The organism is Pseudoalteromonas sp. SCSIO 43210 (assembly GCF_054133285.1).
The window spans coordinates 3,292,630-3,310,772 of record NZ_CP087225.1 but is presented as its reverse complement, the minus strand read 5'-3'; the positions used below and the strand labels follow the sequence as shown (position 1 = coordinate 3,310,772).

At 39.3% G+C, this 18,143-nt stretch carries 14 protein-coding genes; 10 read left to right on the top strand and 4 right to left on the bottom strand.

Going from position 1 to position 18,143, the window contains the following annotated elements; translation table 11 throughout:
* Window positions 1–394: 394 nt before the first annotated feature.
* The 8 genes from LOS73_RS14180 (at window position 395) to LOS73_RS14145 (ending at window position 9,139) form a co-directional block, all read left to right on the top strand.
* A complete protein-coding gene (locus LOS73_RS14180) occupies window positions 395–1,894 on the top strand; it encodes a hypothetical protein (protein ID WP_457933867.1) in 1,500 nt (499 codons plus the stop codon).
* 355 nt (window positions 1,895–2,249) lie between these two features.
* Window positions 2,250–4,379: a ferritin-like domain-containing protein gene (locus tag LOS73_RS14175; protein ID WP_457933866.1), complete on the top strand. Its 2,130-nt coding sequence runs from the start codon at window positions 2,250–2,252 to the stop codon at window positions 4,377–4,379.
* 122 nt (window positions 4,380–4,501) lie between these two features.
* Window positions 4,502–5,395 (top strand): MNIO family bufferin maturase, encoded by an 894-nt coding sequence (gene bufB / locus LOS73_RS14170; RefSeq protein ID WP_457934968.1) that lies wholly within the window; start codon window positions 4,502–4,504, stop codon window positions 5,393–5,395.
* 23 nt (window positions 5,396–5,418) lie between these two features.
* Entirely contained in the window at window positions 5,419–6,270 is an 852-nt protein-coding gene (locus LOS73_RS14165) for an HvfC/BufC N-terminal domain-containing protein (protein ID WP_457933865.1), read from the top strand.
* 185 nt (window positions 6,271–6,455) lie between these two features.
* The gene (locus LOS73_RS14160) at window positions 6,456–6,794 is read left to right on the top strand and encodes a hypothetical protein (RefSeq protein WP_007375493.1); all 339 of its coding nucleotides are present in this window, start codon (window positions 6,456–6,458) and stop codon (window positions 6,792–6,794) included.
* Window positions 6,787–8,127, top strand: coding sequence for an SPFH domain-containing protein (locus LOS73_RS14155; protein WP_007375492.1), 1,341 nt, complete (start codon window positions 6,787–6,789; stop codon window positions 8,125–8,127). Before LOS73_RS14160 ends, LOS73_RS14155 begins: the two co-directional genes overlap by 8 nt.
* A gap of 152 nt (window positions 8,128–8,279) precedes the next feature.
* On the top strand, window positions 8,280–8,546 hold the full coding sequence (locus tag LOS73_RS14150) for a YrhK family protein (RefSeq protein WP_008137864.1): 267 nt from the start codon (window positions 8,280–8,282) through the stop codon (window positions 8,544–8,546).
* A gap of 77 nt (window positions 8,547–8,623) precedes the next feature.
* Window positions 8,624–9,139: a M23 family metallopeptidase gene (locus LOS73_RS14145; RefSeq protein ID WP_008137866.1), complete on the top strand. Its 516-nt coding sequence runs from the start codon at window positions 8,624–8,626 to the stop codon at window positions 9,137–9,139.
* A 110-nt stretch (window positions 9,140–9,249) separates the two neighbouring features.
* Here LOS73_RS14145 and LOS73_RS14140 read toward each other — a convergent pair whose 3' ends face one another.
* Window positions 9,250–10,197, bottom strand: a complete 948-nt coding sequence (locus LOS73_RS14140; RefSeq protein ID WP_033028754.1) for a sodium-dependent bicarbonate transport family permease — start codon at window positions 10,195–10,197, stop codon at window positions 9,250–9,252.
* A 149-nt stretch (window positions 10,198–10,346) separates the two neighbouring features.
* On the opposite strand from LOS73_RS14140, the gene LOS73_RS14135 reads away from it, so the two are divergent.
* A complete protein-coding gene (locus LOS73_RS14135) occupies window positions 10,347–11,291 on the top strand; it encodes a LysR family transcriptional regulator (RefSeq protein ID WP_033028755.1) in 945 nt (314 codons plus the stop codon).
* 19 nt (window positions 11,292–11,310) lie between these two features.
* Here LOS73_RS14135 and LOS73_RS14130 read toward each other — a convergent pair whose 3' ends face one another.
* The 3 genes from LOS73_RS14130 to LOS73_RS14120 all read right to left on the bottom strand — a co-directional run bounded on the left by LOS73_RS14130 (window position 11,311) and on the right by LOS73_RS14120 (window position 15,274).
* Window positions 11,311–12,312 (bottom strand): LacI family DNA-binding transcriptional regulator, encoded by a 1,002-nt coding sequence (locus LOS73_RS14130; RefSeq protein WP_007583313.1) that lies wholly within the window; start codon window positions 12,310–12,312, stop codon window positions 11,311–11,313.
* Window positions 12,313–12,386: 74 nt separating this feature from the next.
* Entirely contained in the window at window positions 12,387–13,913 is a 1,527-nt protein-coding gene (locus tag LOS73_RS14125) for an MFS transporter (protein WP_033028756.1), read from the bottom strand.
* 32 nt (window positions 13,914–13,945) lie between these two features.
* On the bottom strand, window positions 13,946–15,274 hold the full coding sequence (locus tag LOS73_RS14120) for a GH1 family beta-glucosidase (protein ID WP_033028757.1): 1,329 nt from the start codon (window positions 15,272–15,274) through the stop codon (window positions 13,946–13,948).
* A gap of 238 nt (window positions 15,275–15,512) precedes the next feature.
* Here LOS73_RS14120 and LOS73_RS14115 point away from each other — a divergent pair, with 238 nt between their 5' ends.
* A complete protein-coding gene (locus LOS73_RS14115) occupies window positions 15,513–18,089 on the top strand; it encodes a glycoside hydrolase family 3 protein (protein WP_457933864.1) in 2,577 nt (858 codons plus the stop codon).
* Window positions 18,090–18,143: the final 54 nt, after the last annotated feature.

Here is an 18,143-nt window from a genome sequence, read left to right as displayed (position 1 = left end):
TTTTAGTAAATATCTTAACCAGAGTTTAGGTTAATTAACAAATGTAAGTGCTTAAATTAACATTCCATGTAATGATATAGGTACAGGGCATGTTAACTTGTTGCCATCCCCCCATAAAAACTCAATAAATTTCTGTTGTTTAAATTAATACCAACCTGCATAAATCTTTGAGCATTTTAACGAATTACATTGCACTATAACGTCGTTAAAAATTTTTTATTTAGAACAACTAGATACAAAAATTTTTGCCTAGTTCTAGCGTGATTTTCTTAACGTTAAATAGATCTCATATATAAGCAGATTGGTATTACTTATTTTTTATAAAAATAATTCATTTAATTTATAACAATATGATTTTTAATAATAATTAAAGTACAAAAAAGGAAGTCTTTGTATGTTTTTTAAAAAAAGTCAGTTAGCTATTTCATTAGCGTTTACGCTAGGCCTTGTTGGATGTGGCGGCGATGATAAAGCGAGCGTTGCAGAGCCCGTTGCAGAGTCTGTAGTAGTCAATGCAGACCCAGTGAAGGTAGACCCAGTAGAAGTTAACACCATCTCTCTTACTGGAAAGGTTATTGATGGCTATGTATCTGGTGCAATAGTATGGCTAGATATTGATGGCAATGGTATTTTTGACGAGCAAACAGAACCTTCTGTAGTCTCTGAAGAATCGGGTAATTATAGTTTTAATTTTACAGAAGAGCAGGCGCTGTGTGTGCCGTATTCAACTATGTATGTTGATGTACCTGTTGGCGCAATTGACGAGGATTTAGGAGAGGTAACACAAGCGTATCAAATGTCATTTCCGCCCTCAATTGAGGCTTTGACTGATGAAGATATTCGAAATATATCACCTTTAACAACCGTTATTTGGGAGCAGTTGAGCCTTCAATTACAAAAAAGTGGTAACAATAATTTAAGTTGTGATGCACTTAGGGAAAATATTGAGCTACTTGCAAACCTTCAAAGCGAAATAACAAATGTAATGCAAAACTTGGTTGCGCATTATAATTTGTCGACGGAACAAATTTACTCAGATTTTATCGCTACTAACGACAGCGACGCTTACGACAGAGCACAAGCAATTGTTAAGGGGTTAAAAGCGGCCTATAAATTCAAGCAAGAGCTAGATGCTCAGTTTCCTGATGCAGAAGAAGTAAGAGCAGTGATTTACCAAGACACAGCAAAAGATGCAGAGTATGGGTTTGAAAATGCATGGTACCGCGACAAAGTTATTTTTGCGGGCACTGAGTTTTTTCATGAGCAAGTAAAGCTTAAAAATACAGACGAACTCGATAAAATTGATTTTATTTTAACTCAACTTCAATCAATAGATACGCCTTGGGGCGAAGAGTCGTTAAATGGAAAATTAAGAGTTAGAGATGATGTATACATTAACGTCGATCGTACTTACCGATGCTCTAGTATTGAGAACGTTAGTTTTGAGAAAAGTAATGTGCGTTACAGCGTTGATAATACAAGCCCGTCGGTTAACTTCCCAACAGCGGATGAATGCGTTAGTTCTAATTTAGATACACCGTTCGAGCGAGGTTTTAGCATTAGCTATACTGAGTCGGGATCGTTTTACCAAACTGACTTTGCCTTTAGAGAGGAAAATGCCGACTTTCAAACATTATCTGATTGGGTAAATGTTAAAGACAAAGCTGCTGATTTAGACACTCAAGATTTAGTTACTGTACTCGCTGCTATGCCCTATAAGTTTGATGACGAAACATCTATTGATGCTAGCTTTTGGCGTAAATACAAAACCACAGACAACGTACGTATTATTAAAACAATTGAAGGGCAATGGTTTAGAGAGACTCGCCGAGAAGATGGAACAACGCTGTATGAATGCGGTGAAAACGGTGTTGATTGGGGGCCATGCGAATAGTTTCTCCTTAAAGTATGAATGTTAATTATTTATGCTAATTAACCTGAACTCTGGATAATAAATCTATCTCAAGCGGCTATTTTCAGCGCTTTGGATAAAACGACAAAATGTTCAACATTAAAAACCACGTTAGGTTAATACCTACCGTGGTTTTTTTCTTTTAACTAAATGTCCTTATAAATCATTTGGTTATGTGGTTTTAATATCAGCTGTAACGCATGTAATATTGGTGTAATAGTAAGATTTTATCCCGTACGCTAAAGTATTTTAGAAGGAACATATTTAAAAATACTTAAATGATCCGTGTTTAAGTTTTTAAGGTGTTCGGGGTATTAATATCTAGGAGAAAACTACAATGCAGCAAGAAGCAATAACTAAACTTAAAAACCGTAACATTAGTCACCTCAAAGCCGATTTAGCGTGCGTAAAAGCAATAGCTCAAGCTGCTATAAATGTTGAGCTTTTCACTATTCCGATTTATATGGTATCGCTTTATTCTATAAAGGGAATGCATCAAATTAACAGTGCCGGAAGTAAACTTTACACTGGGCGCTGGTGGCCAGGCTCTGGTGCAACGGCCGCAACTAAGGAAAAACCACTAACAACCAATGAAAATGTGTTTAATAAGGTATACAGCGTTTTTATTGAAGAGATGTTGCATCTACAGTTAGCTTCTAATATGGCTAGCACGATAGGTGTCACGCCTATTTTTACAAGTAAAGCATTACAAAGCGACGATTATGGTTGGCATTGTTATAAAGCAAATTCAACATTAATACCGCATATCTTAGATTTTACAGACTGGAAGGGCAAAGATCCTGATTTAAGTAAGTTAACAGTAGAGCTGAGGGCAATGAATGAGGCGCAGGTCGATCTTTTTTTAGCGATTGAAGAAAAAGCTGAGCGTGGACATGAGATGTTATTTAACCCTCCAGTAAAGCGGAAAAACGGCGATGTGGGAACGAAGTATTTTGAATCAGCGCCATTTAATTGGTTTACACCGAGTATGGGAGAAACTGATTTACCATTATTTGGCTCTATTGGTCATATGTACTTGTGTTATTGGGATTACTTAGAGATTACTTATTCCGATGGTAGTCATTTACTATCGCACTTAATTTCACCTGCAAAAGACAATGGCTTACAGCGAGATCAATTTAATAATACCCCACCGAGAGAAGCTAAGCAGTATCCAGGTATTAAAACTGAAATAGAATGTACAACTCAAGATTTGAATAACGTAAAACTACAGCTCATCAATAATATTAATGCTATTACTGACCAAGGTGAAGGTGATGATGTGGTTAAAACGATTATAGAACGTTGGGTAACTGAGCCTTGGGCGGTTTCGTTTGAGAAAGCTCAAACAAAAAAAGCGGGTATGCTCAGTAGCGTGCAATCTAAGTTTCAGCCGAGTAAAGAGGGCTTAATTAAAGATTACCCAGGGTATGATGATCAAGGTAATCCTACAGCGGCTGCATCAGGCTCTGCTCAAGCGCGCTTTGATAATGGGGGGAAAGATCATTTTGAACTATTCAACGAAGTTAAAAGCTTAATAGCTAAAGATGATTATATTACCTGGGATGTATGGCATGAAAATAACCCAGATAAACCTTGGAATGATGCAATGCTAGGTATTGATGGTGCACCTCACCTACCTAAAACATCCGATATTGCAGCGGCTTTAAATCGATTAGGTTCACCAGCAGAAATAGATAATACGTTTACTATTTTTAGCTCTTCTGCTGTTGGTACCATTAAAGGAATTACAACATCACTGAACAAATATTGGGCTGATCCTAAGTCACAATTTCCTTCGCCTGCGATGGGTGGCTCTGGAGATCGTGTTTCTATTTGTTGGGCTGTTACGGGCCGTTGTCCTGATCTAGTTACAGGCATTGAAAATCAAACAAAACAACAGTTGTATCATGCGTGTCAAGGTATGGCGATAGATGAAAGTAGTGGTGATGATAAGAATGTGTGTGCTGATAAATTGGCGTATCACAGCTGTAAAGGGTCGAACGAGTGTAAGGCACAAGGTGGTTGTGGCTTTGTGCAAAGCGCAACGGGTGGCGGTAATTGCGGTAGTTCTGCGGCAGCAGGATTAAAAAGCGCGCCAGCAGATAATTTATGTGGCAGTTTGGGAGGTTGCGCTGTGCCTATTTCAGCATCACAACTTTACCCTGCACAAAGTGATGCTAATTATGAAATGCAGTTATATAAATTTGGTGAAGCCCCACACTTTCATGCACAAGAAATACAATGGCCAGAATTAGTTGCAAGAGATATGTTACCTCCTACTGTTGTTGAAAAAAACTCTATGCCTTATCACCAAGGTGAAGCTGTTTACGATGTTGCATGGCGCAGCTACTGTGCTGCAAAAGGTTTGGTGAAAGTGCAAGGTAGTGGCCATAATAAATCCATTCATATTCCTTCATCGCCGGCACCATCTGATATTCGTTTGGTATTACCGCCTTCAACTTAAGCGATTTATTCAATAGCAAAATTAGTGTAATCAATTCAGTGCACCATTACACAGCTATAAACCGTAAGGCTCCTTTATGGGGGCTTTACTCATTTATAAGGACCAACATTTTGACGAAAAATATGCTTAATTTAGAGCCATTGGGATTTGGGGTTGGATTAAGAACACAGCATTTCCCTTATCTCATGAATGAAAAAGACTGGGGGATTGATTGGTTTGAAATAATTAGTGAAAATTTTATTGATAATTATGGCTATGCTCGTCACGTATTAGAAGAAGTCCGTGCAAAAAAACCGATTGTAATGCACGGTGTGTCAATGAACATTGGCAGTACAGATCCCTTAAATCAGGTATACCTTGAAAAGCTAAAAAAACTTGCTCATGAAATCGAACCTGAATGGATTTCAGATCACCTTTGTTGGACAGGTACAATGGGTGTTAATAGTCACGATCTTTTACCTATGCCACTAACTAAGGAAAGTTTTCAGCATGTGGTTTCAAGAATTCATTATGTGCAAGATTTTTTACAACGCCCATTAATACTTGAAAACCCTTCTAGTTATTTAGAATTTCAACAAAATACTTTTACTGAATGGGACTTTTTATCAGAACTAGTTAATCAAACTGGCTGCGGACTGTTGCTAGATGTAAATAATGTTTATGTGTCATCTTATAATCATGGTTATGACCCTGAAACATTTATTAAAAATCTCCCTCATGATCACATTGTGCAGATACACCTAGCAGGACCTACATTAATGGGAGACTGCCTTATTGATACGCATGACAGACCCGTGCCTGAAAAAGTGTGGTATTTATATCGACTGGCTCAGTCACTTGCTGGCGGTAATATTGCTACTTTACTAGAATGGGATGCCAATATACCTGACTTTCCTACGTTAGTGACTGAATTGAATAAAGCGCGTTCAGTTCTTAGAGGTGCCATGCCAAGCACAGATAATATTTTTAGTACAATGAATAACACAATAGCACTCTCTACTCCAATAGTCCGTTAAATAACATATGGTTAGATTAAAGTATGAATGAAGTAACGCTGAAGAAAACACAAGAATGGATGATGACGATGTTAGTTGTATGTGGCGATCTTAGAGAAAAAGTGATGCAAGCTTCTGCACATACTGATATATCTTGGGAGTTATTAACCGAAGGTAAAGAAAGATCAACATTTTTTCGTCGCTTAAACATATATGCTGCAGGGTATGTTATGCGCTTAGTTGAGTGCTTAAAATCTGAATATCCAACTCTTGAGAGCTTTATGGGGGAAATAGTTTTTGCAGATTTTGTAAAAGCATACATTGTTACTCTTCCCTCGGAAAAGCCAAGCTTGTATGACTTAGGTGCTGGATTTTCACTGTTTCTTCAAAGTACTCGCCCAGAAGGTAATTATAGCTCTGAGGAGGAAGCCTTTTTTTCTTTGCCGGCTGAAATTTCTCGTGTTGAGCGAGCACAGGCGGAGGTATCATTAGCTAAAGGATTTGAAGGAGAGCAAGATGAACTCGCTGTATTAGATTTTTTTTCGATACTACAACAAAAGCTTACTGTAAAAACACCTCCTTGTTTACGTTTAGTTGAATTAGCTTACCCAATTATACCATTGATGGAAAAGCTCCAATTACATGATGGATATGATATGCCTGTAGCAAAATTAAATTTTGTCGCTTTGTCTCGTATTAATTATAAATTAAGTACATTAGCGCTTGAATCTTGGCAGTTTGAATTTTTAAAAGTGTGTGAGCAAGAGCCTCTTTTATCAAATTGTATTGAAATTACGTCAAAAATCACTGGTTTAGATAAAGGTGATTTATTAGCGCGTTTATTGTTCTGGCTGCCCAACGCTACTGTGCATGGATTACTTAAAGTAACTTATTAATATAATCAAAAATATCACTTTATTCCGGCTTTTAAATTACAGCTTAAACTCTATTTTATTTATTAAACACTTTTTAATCTGTTTTTTACCTAGCATTACTGTAAAATTATCGGCTTAACATTTGTATAGCAATATTTACAATTGTTATTGCTCGTTAAGTATTTAAACTAATTTAAGTAGAGCTTATGATTTTTTACATTATAGGGTTAAGTTTACTTGTTATTATTTTATGCGTTGCGCTTTATGTAATTTACAGCAATATAAATAAAAGTCGAGTAAGAAAATCCAAGGAATACAACGTACTGTTTGATAAAGACACGATAGTGGATGATTTAATCACTCAACTAACAGAAAAGAATCAAACACAAGAAAACCAAGATAAAACAGCTAAAGGTAAAGAAGAAATCCTTGCAACATTTGTTGAGTTACATCGCTCTGGTAGCTTTTGCGCACATTTGAGTGAACAGGAAATTATTTACTTTGTGAAAAAGAAATTAAACATGGAGAGTAATAAAAATGGATAGCGAAAAAGCAGTCCCAGCAGTAAAAAGTGACTCATTTATGAGTCGGTTTGGTCGTCGTAATGTAATTATAGTGTCATCAATTGTTGTTGTATTGGCGGTAATTGCAACGCTTACATCGCAAGTTGTTTCGTGGAATGAAGCCGATGAGCGTTTAGTACATCAATCGGCTTTTACAGGTAACTTAACCGTAATAAATCAAGCCGGCCCTTATTTAAAAGCGTTTGGTAGTACATCTGCTTATAAAAAAGTAATTTCGATTAATTTTACGGGCGATGCCGGTGCAACAGCAAGCGCAATCGTGCCGTTAATACCAATTCGATTTTTAGATACCACAACGGGCGGCGCACGAGGTGTTTCTCGTTTTAGGTTACCAGGCAATGTACCAGCAGCTGAGTCGGGTGCTCTACGTGGTTTACTTAAAATACACGAAGAGTTTGGTTCACAAGAAACATTAATATCTAATTTATTAATGCGTGCAACCACTGAAAATGTAAAAGCGTCGGCGCGTATGATGTCGGTAGAGCAACATTACTCTGGTGGTAATGGTCAATTAAGCCAAGATTTTGCTGATCAATTAACCAACGGTATTTTTGTTACTGAACAAATTATTAGTACAGGTGAGCGCGATAAATCTGACGATTTAGGTAATTTAAGTAAACAGCAACGTGTCACTATTAATATTAAAGTGGACGATGAAGGTAATACATTGCGTAACGCACCTATTTTAGGCGCTTACGGTATTACAGTAGTTGATGCCAGCATTATTGATATTGACTACGAAAGCAAAGTAAATGCTCGCCTTGAAGCCCAAAAGCAAGCAGCTGCTGATGAAGCACTAGCGCGTCAAAATCTTAAAAAAGCTGAGCAACAAGCACGTACTGAAGTGGCTTTAGGTGAACAAGCAATTGCTAAGCAACGTGCTGAATCTGAAAAGCTAAAAATTAAAGAGCAAATTGATGCTGAACGAATTAAGGCAAATGCCATTATTTCTGCGCAGCAACGAGTGGCTGTAAAAGCGGAGCTTGCAAAAGAGCAAGAAGAGATTTTAAAGCAACAACGTTTAGAAGCATTAGGTATGGATGTTTTAGCTGAGGCTCGTTTAAGAGCTAAGTCTGCTGCACTTGATCCAAAGTATGTATTTGATGAAACGCTAAAAGCAGAGGTTAAAATTCAAACTGCTTTATTTACAAGCTTAGGTAATAGCCGTTTAGTGCCTGAAATTGTAATAGGCGCAGGCCAAGGTGAGCAAAGCAATGGATCTGAGTTTATGCGCTTATTAGCCGCCGATGCAGCATTGAGTCTTAAAAAGCGTTTAGAAAAAGAGAAAAAATAAACGATTAGTTAAGTATTGCACAAACAATAAAAACGTTGGCTGATTCGCATTGGCCAGCGTTTTTTATTGCGTAAATTTTGTTATTGTATGGTGCGGCTTAGCTTGTGAAAACAAGCTTTTTAAATTATGAAATAAAAGAGTGAGCAGTACTTATGGATTCCAGTAATCAATTTATTTTAGATTTAGGGCTAGAGCATATTACCATTCAGCGACGATATGAAGCGCTGGGAGCGTTTAACGATTTTTTGATTGCTGTGTGGTTTTTAATTGGCAGTTTTTTCTTTTTAAATGACTCACTAATAGAAAGTGGCACATGGCTGTTTATAGCGGGCAGTGCTCAATTACTTATCAAACCTGTTTTGAAGTTGATCAGCTTAGTACATGTTAGTCGGGTATTTCATTCAAATAAAACACCATAAATATGACTCATGATGAGTTCAGTTAATATAACTAATAATTTACCTGTATAAGTTATTTAAATATCAAGGATAGAAAAGTGAAAGTACTTAAGTGGATTGCAATTGGAATAGCTACTTTATTAATTATAGGCTTGCTAATTCCCGAAAAAATAATGATTCCGGTACAAGGTGCCACAAGTAAAGATTGGAACCATAACACGTTTTGGTACGAGCCTTGGGGTAGGTCGGGTGTGCACAAAGGAATTGATATTTTTGGCACAAAAAATACCCCCGTAGTTGCCTCAACAAGCGGTGTTGTTATATTTGCAGGTGAGCTAACCCGAGGTGGTAAAGCGGTTGCAGTACTTGGGCCTAAATGGCGTATACATTATTTTGCGCATTTAAATGACTACTCGGTAAGTACAGGTGATGTGGTAAGCATAAACAGTCAAATTGGTTTACTGGGCGATACTGGAAATGCTGCAGGAAAACAGCCTCATGTGCATTATTCTATTTTATCGTTAGTGCCCATGCCGTGGCTTTTTACAACGCAAAATCAAGGGTGGAAAAAGATGTTTTTTTTGAGCCCACATAAAAAATTAACGATTAAGTGACCATTGTATTTACTATAAAATGACCTTTTAAATTTAGCTGTTAATCCCGTATAAAATGGGCTTAACAGCTTCAAAGTAATAAATTTTAATTGTTAATACTGATTTTTCGTTTACTGCATTGCTACTGCGAGCTGGTGGTATAAACCAATACCAACAATCACATTAAACGGGAAAGTTACACCGAGTGAACTCAGCATAGCAAGACCAATATCGGCTTTAGGGATTGCCGCCTTTATTGCAGCGGGTGCGGCTATGTATGAGGCGCTGGCTACTAAGCTGCCTAAAATAACTACCGAGCCTAATTCTAAATTTAAAAGTGTGCCGACTGCTGTGCCAATTATGCCTAAAAATAGCGGGGTGACAATAGCAAATACCGCTAGTTTCCAATGTTTCCAAGGGATAGGACGAAGAGTTTGCGCGGCTACTAAACCCATTTCTAGTAAAAATAATGCCAACACAACCTTAAAGCTACTTGTTAAAAGACTCGTTACTTGGCTGCCTTGCGCCGTGCCGTACATCATACCGATAACCACGCCGCCAACGAGCAAAATTACGCTTTTGTTCGTGAGAGTTTCGTGCCAAAGGGCTTTTAACGACAACTCATTATTTTGGCCGTTTTCTTTATCAAGCTTTCGGTAAAGCAATAAACCAACAATGATTGCAGGGAGTTCTAGCATCACTAAATAAAGGGTTACTTCTACACCTACTACTAATTTAGCCGACTCGGCATAGGCGAGCGCAACAGCAAATGTACCAGCACTCACTGAGCCGTAATGAGCGGCAATGCTGGCGCTATTAGCAACAGAGAGTTTAATCACGTATTTTAAAATTGGGTAAAGCATAAGGGGTATAAGTGCACCAAGGAGCATAACCGATCCCATTTCGGGAAGTAGTTGCCAGCTTAAGTTACCGTGCAGCACCATACCGCCTTTTAAGCCGATAGTTAACATAAGCAATAAGCTTAATGTGTCGTAGGTGGCTTTTGGAATGGCCAAATCAGAGCGTAAAATACCCGCTACTAATCCTAAAATAAAAAACATAACAACAATATCTGGCACTGGCTTTCCTTACTAGGTGGTAAATTAAGTAGCGCTATTGTAGATAAAACTTTGTATAGTAAATAATAAAATAAATGCGAGTTAGTTATAGGTTTTTATCTATGAGTTGCTTATTAGATAACTATTATTAGGTACATTATGAGGTAGGTATGGATTTACGACATATATCGTTTAGGTTGCTTGAAGTATTTATGAGCGTGGTTAAAACGGGTTCAATAAGCGAAACCGCAAGGCGTTTACACCTAACACAGCCAACGGTATCGCTACAAATAAAGCGACTGCAAGAAGCGGTAGGCGAGCCATTACTCCTTATACAACAGCAAAAGTTACACGTGACCGATGCAGGGCTTGAACTGTTTAAAACATGCCAACAGGTGTTTGGACATTTTGAAGACTATCAAGATTTTTTAACCGAGCTTAATGGTGGATCGCGCGGCCGTTGTAAAATTGCAATGGTTAATACGGCGCAATATATTTTACCAAAACTACTTGGACCTTATAGTAATTTACATCCCCATGTTGAGCTCCCGCTTGAAATAGGTAACAGGGCTGAGGTGCTTGATAGGTTTGAGCGAGGGGAAGACGATATTTATGTATTTAGCCACCCGCCGTCGCTTGAACACGCACAAGCTGCGCGTTTTTTGCATAATCCACTGGAATTTATAGTGCCGCTAAACCATCCGTTAGCTCATGTAAAAGCCGTTAAATTAACTGATTTAATGCAGTATCGTTTTTTACTACGAGAAAATGGCTCAGCAACACGTATGTTATTTGAAAGCGAGTTACAAAGCCGAGGGTTAGTGCTGAGCGATAGCGTGCAAATGGCGAGTAATGAAGCAATACGCGTCGCGGTTGCATCGGGTATGGGTATTGCGGTTTTATCACGCCATGTTCTTGCAACAGACGATACTAGTTTTAAAGTGTTAAACGTAACCGATACCCATTTAGCGAGTCATTGGTATTTTGTAATGCGAACAGATAGGTACATATCGCATGCTGCACGTAACTTTTTAAAGTTTGCGCAGCAGCACGTAGAGCAATATTTAGATACGCAGTGGGTGCGCAATGAGTTACATAATTTAGATTTAAACTAGATTTAAATTAGGTTTAAAGTTAATTAATATCCGGTGTTGAGTCTCTTAAAATAAGCTTTGGCTGAAACACGTGCTTTACTGTTATGCCGCTTTTTTTATAAATGTCTTTAAGTACTAAGTTAGCCGCAGCTCGGCCCATTTCGGGAACTGGGTTATCTATTGTAGTCAGTGTTGGGTAGAGGTAATTGGTAAAAATTACGTTATCGAACCCAATAATGGCTAAATCTTTTGGCAGGTTAAAACCGTGTTCGCGGGCGTATTTCATGGCACCCGATGCCATTTCGTCATTGGCACATACAAGGGCAGTTATTTGCGCTTTATTTTGAATAAAATGCCTTAAGCCGTCGCTGCCGCCGGTTTCTTTAAAGTCGCCTATGTAAAATAGGTTTTCGTCAAAGGTTAGGTTGTACTCTGCTAGGGCTTGTTTGTGACCTTTTAAACGATTTGACGCGTCTTCTTTAAACTGCGGGCCTGCTATGTACGCAATGTTTTTATGGCCTTTGTTGATCATGGCTTTAGTGGCTAAGTAGCCGCCCATTACGTTGTCGAGGCTAATGCAGTTTTCTTCAATTTCTTTAACGTAGCGGCTCATTAAGTAAATAGGGGTTTTGCCTTTACTTAACTCAATTAGGTACTCGTTTGATACCGCTTCTACGTGGGCAATAATAGCGTCGCAATTACGGCCTATTAAAAACTCAAAGCCGCTTTTTTCTTTTTTCTCATCACTGTGCCCAGGGGTAATAATAACGTGTTTACCTGCAATACGAAGGTGCTCTTCAATGGCTGACATCATTTGACCAAAAAACGGACCATCCAACTCAGAAACTAAAATACCGACGCTGTTTGTAGTGCTAGACGCCAAAGAGCGAGCAATAGAACTTGGCTGATAGCCTAGCTCTTTCATTGCTTCTAATACCTTTTTTTTAGTTTTTTTGCTTACGTAGTCGTTGTCGTTAAGTACCCTTGAAACAGTTGATAAAGACACACCTGCCATTTCTGATACTTGATAAATTGTCGCCATTGATGTCCTAGCTTATATGTGTTTTTAATCGCGCTTTATAAAATATAAAGCGCGAAGGGTCATTAAAAGTTAATTTACACATTACTGCGTCTAATTGCTAAGTCTTCTGTTATTTTTTGCGTCATCGCTGAGGTTAGTGGATAAATAAGCATCAATGCGGCGCCTAAAAAAGCAAATGCGGCAGGTATCCAGCTCATAAGTAGCTGCATACCAGGTAGGGCTTGCGTAATTGTTAGCTCATCCATGCCGTTATAGCCGTAGCCTGCAAGTACCACTAATACTAAAGCACCTGCAAAACCACCACCGGTTTTTTGCACAAATGTACCCGCAGAATAAATAAGGCCAGTAGCGCGGCGTTTGTTTTTCCACTCTGAATAATCGGCCGAATCACCAAGCATACTAAAAAATAATGTTGGCATCATCGCGGCAAAAAATTCAGCAGCGCAACCAAAGGTAAATACAGCAACCAGGTTATCGCTAGGTACCCAGTAAAATGCAGTAGTGAGTATGCCGCTTAGCATTAATGATGCTATAAATAGGTTTCGTTTACCCATAATTTCGGCCAGTTTACCTGTGGCAAGTGCGCCTAATATAGATACAACCAACAAGGCAATAAAGTATTGCCCAGCCATGAGTTCATTAGCTACGTGGTACTTAAAGTAGTACGCAATTACACCGTATTTTATGCCATTAAACATCATGGTTAAAAAACCAATGCCGAGTAACACCAACCAAGGTTTGTTGGTCAGAAGATCAACCATATCGCGCTGTGAGCCCGTTAAGCTTTGCTTATCTTTACTGAGCAATTTTTTAATAACGAATGTCATTGCAGCCATAACAAGGGCAAAAAATACGCCGCTGTATAAATCGCGGTAATAAAAAAACAGGGTGGTAGCAAGCAAAGGTAGGATTATAAATGGCAGGCTTTTGGTTAAATCAAATAACTCTGATTTTAAATTCCCTTCATTTGAGGCGTGCGGTGTTACACGCTCTTTGGTGGTCGCAAACGTTATAATCATTAAAATAATAAGTAAGCTGGCAAATAAGTACATAGTAAGCTGATAGCCTTTGGCGTTGTCGCCGCCACCAAAAAATGCCACTAGCTCAGGTAAAAAACCCATAACCAATAAGCCACCCGTAAACGCACCGGCAAACCTAAAACCAGAGAGCTTTGTGCGCTCTGTATCGTCTGGTGTCATTACGCCCATAAGTGCCGAGTAGGGCACATTACTTACGGTGTAAGCAAGCGTTAAACCAATGTAGGTTACGTAGGCATAAATAAGTTTGTTGGTGGTGCTAAAGTCGGGTGTAGTAAAACACAACACCATAAACAAGCCCAAAAACGGTGCCGAGTAGAGTATCCACGGGCGAAATTTACCAAAGCGCGACTGCGTTCTGTCGGCAATCATACCCATAATAATATCGGTTACGCCATCAGATAGCCTTACCACCAAAAACAACATGGCAGCGGCGGCTGCCGATATGCCAAATGTATCGGTGTAAAACACCGCTAAATAAGCAAGCGCACCGCGCCATACTAAGTTAGCGCCGGCATCGCCCATGGCGTAACCTACTTTTTCGTATAAAGGGAGTTTGTTCACAGTGTGTGTTCTTATTGTTATAAGCCGATAAATTATCGGCTAGTTATTAGGTTACTGTACGCTTTACCGCTGGCTTTAACAGTTCGTTTTTGTGTGTTGTAGTCTACGTGTACTATTCCAAAGCGCTTTAAATATCCTTCTGCCCATTCAAAGTTATCCATTAGGCTCCACGCAAAGTAACCATCTACTTTTACGCCTTGCTCGGTTGCGTTATGCAGGGCATTTAAATGCTCGTGGTAATATTCAATACGGTCGATATCTTTTACTTCACCGTCTTTAAATTCGTCAGCCATGGCTGCGCCGTTTTCGGTAATATAAATAGGCGGTAGGGTGTATTTTTCGTTTAACGATACAAGTAATTCTGTAAGCGCTTTAGGGTAAATTTCCCAGCCTATATCGGTCATTGGCGCTTTATGTGGCAGCTCATGGTAAAAGTCGGTTTCGCTTGCTTGATAATGCATGCGGGTATAAAAGTTAACCCCTAGGTAATCTAGCGGTTGAGCAATTATTTCCATGTCGCCATCTAAAATATCTGGGCGGTGAGCTTTTGGTAATTGCTTAATAATATCAGGGTATTTACCTTGCATTACAGGCTGCATGTACCATTGGTTTATGTAGTCATCAGCAAATGCAGTGGCTTTTAAATCGTCTTCACTTTGGGTAACTGAGTAACAAGGCGTAAAGTTAAGTACAATACCGTTTAGCGTATTTGGGCTATTTTTAGCAAGTACTTGCATAGCTAAACCGTGACCCAGTAATAAGTGGTGCGCGGCTTTACGACCAAATTCACGACCTACAATGCCAGGCGCATGTACGCCAATTTCGTAACCTAAGTAAGAGCTACAAAACGGTTCGTTTAAGGTGGCGTAAGAGTGCACACGTTCCCCAAATGCTTTGGTAATTAAATCTGCGTAATGGGCAAATTCGTAAGCGGTGTTACGGTTTAGCCAGCCACCTTCGTCTTCAATGTGTTGTGGTAAATCCCAGTGGTACAGCGTTACAAAAGCTTTAATGTTACGACGTTTTAATTCATCTAAAATGTCGGTATAAAACTTAACGCCTGTCGGGTTTAAGTGACCGCTTTTAGTCATTACGCGTGGCCACGAAATTGAGAGTCTGTAAGCGTCTACACCTAATGACTCTATTAGGTTTATATCGTCTTTCCAGCGAGTGTAGTGCTCGCAGGCTACATCGCCATTTGAATTATCGACTATTTTGCCTTCTTTACTGCAAAAGGTATCCCAAATACATGGCAAGCGATCAGCTGCGCCGCCTTCAATTTGAAATGAGGCCGTAGCTACACCATAAGTAAAATTTTTGGCTAAAAGTGGTGAGCCACTAGGTAAAGATAATTGTTTCATTAAGAGAAAACCTCTGCTTCTTTGTAGTAAATTTTGCTTTTATTTATAGTTTATAAATCGCATTGATGGAAGCGCTTCCATATTTAATTTGATTAATCACTAAGGATGGTATTTAATAACTTTAAGGAAGCGCTTCCATATTTAGGTTAGTGGCTATTGTTAAGCAGGTCAATAGTTAAATTTAAATAACAAATAGGCGCTTCACAAAAACACACTGACACAACACAGGGCTATAAAAATGAAAAAAAGCTTAAACACTAAAAGGTTACACATGCTCCCCATTTTAATAGGAGGGTTATGCGTTTTAAGTGCGTGTAATAAACAAGAGGTTAACGCTAATAATAGCCAAGACGCCTTAGCCAAAAAGGCTGAGCATGAGCAAGGTGATTTATCACTTTGGCCAACGCTTAAAAGTAAGGTAGTGAAAACGCCTGAAATTGAAAATACGATTGCACAGTATTTAAAAACAATGACGCTTGAGCAAAAAGTAGCGCAGATGATCCAACCTGAAATTCGCGATATAACTGCTGCAGACATGCGCAAATATGGTTTTGGTTCGTATTTAAATGGCGGTGGCTCGTTCCCGAGTGCTAATAAGCATGCAACGCCTGCAGATTGGATAACGCTTGCTGAAAGCATGTATCAGGCATCAGTTGATGACTCAATTGATGGCAGTAAAATTCCAACCATGTGGGGCACTGATGCAGTACATGGCCATAATAATGTGATTGGGGCGACGTTATTCCCGCACAATATTGGCTTAGGTGCTGCTAATAACCCCGCATTAATTGAGCGAATTGCAGCAGCTACTGCAATAGAAGTAATGGCAACAGGGATAGATTGGGTATTTGCACCGACTGTTGCGGTTGTGCGCGATGACCGATGGGGCAGAACGTACGAAGGCTACTCAGAAGACCCTGCAATTGTACGTGAGTATTCAGCCGCAATTGTAAACGGATTGCAAGGCAGAGCCGATGAAGACTTTTTAAGTGATAAACGCGTAATTAGTACCGTTAAGCACTTTTTAGGCGATGGCGGCACAGTAGATGGTGACGATCAAGGGGACAACATTGATAGCGAAGAGGTGTTATATAATATTCATGCGCAAGGTTATATAGGTGGCTTAACCGCAGGTAGTCAGTCGGTTATGGCATCGTTTAATAGCTGGAATGGTAAAAAAAATCACGGCAATAAATACCTACTTACTGATGTGTTAAAAACAAAAATGGGTTTTGATGGCTTTGTTGTAGGAGATTGGAACGGACACGGACAAGTTGCAGGCTGTACAAATGAAAGTTGCCCGCAGGCTGTTAATGCGGGGCTTGATATTTTTATGGTGCCAACGGGTGCTTGGAAACCACTTTATGAAAATACAATTAAACAAGTAAAAGCGGGCACAATAACAATGGCGCGAATAGATGACGCCGTAGCACGTATTTTACGCGTTAAATTACGTGCGGGTTTATTTGATAAACCAAGCCCCGCAAATCGAAAATATTCAGGTAAATTAAAACTAATAGGTGCGCCAGCACATCGCGATATTGCCCGCCAAGCGGTACAAGAGTCGCTAGTACTGCTTAAAAACAACAACTATTTATTACCGCTTAACCCATCAAGCAACATACTCATAGCAGGCGATGCGGCCGATAACATAGGCAAGCAATCGGGTGGTTGGAGTATTACGTGGCAGGGAACTAATAATCAAAATGCAGATTTTCCTGGGGCAACGTCTATTTATGCGGGGCTAAAAACGCAAATTGAGGCTGCTGGCGGTAACGCTATTTTAAGCCCAACGGGTGAATTTAATACCAAACCCGATGTAGCCATTGTTGTATTTGGTGAAGAACCGTACGCAGAGGGGCATGGTGATAAAGACAACCTTGAGTTTGAACGTAACAATAAACGTTCTCTTAAAATATTAAAAGCATTAAAGCAGCAAGGTATTGCGGTGGTATCGGTGTTTATATCGGGCAGACCAATGTGGGTTAACAGCGAGCTAAACGCGTCAGATGCATTTGTAGCAGCATGGCTTCCTGGCACTGAGGGGCAGGGTATTGCTGATGTTTTATTAGCGGATAAAAATGAGCAGGTACAGTATGACTTTAAAGGTAAATTGTCGTTCTCGTGGCCTAAATCGCCACTACAAACCGCAGTAAATAAGGGCGATGTTGATTACTCGCCATTATTACCCTATGGCTTTGGCTTAACGTATAAAGATGAAAGTACGCTTAGCAATAATCTAAATGAAGACTCAGGTGTTGATATTAGTAACCTTGCGCCGCTATCTATATTTAATGGCAGCTTTAAAACACCGTGGCGTTTGTTTTTAAATTCAACCAGCGAGCAACACCAAGTAGCAAGTAATAGTGTAAAGCTTGGCGGTATTACTTATCGCACTGAAGACAAAGCGATTCAAGAAGATGCGATGCAATTTAATTTTGATGGCATTGCAGCCAGCTATATCGAAATTAATAGTAACTTTACCGAAGACAAAGTGGCCTACATTGAAGCAAATTCAGCCCTTAGCTTTAGCTATAAAGTAAACCAAATACCTAGCTCACAGACATACCTTGCAATGAAATGCGAACAAGGCTGTGGCGGCGAGCTTGATATTACCCGTGATCTTGAAAATGCTGATTTAAATACATGGCAAACCATGAGTATAGATTTAACGTGTTTTGCTAAAAAGGGCGTTGATTTTGCCAGAGTAACCAGCCCTTTTATTATTAAAACGGCAGGCGAGCTTAACGTTTCAGTTGCAGATATTAGCTTTGAACCACAAGGCGCTGAAACAGCAAAAATAAAGTGTGAGTAGTAGAGTGCTTATAAGTTAAGTTTATTGTGTGTTGTCTCAAAGCCCTTAGTAATA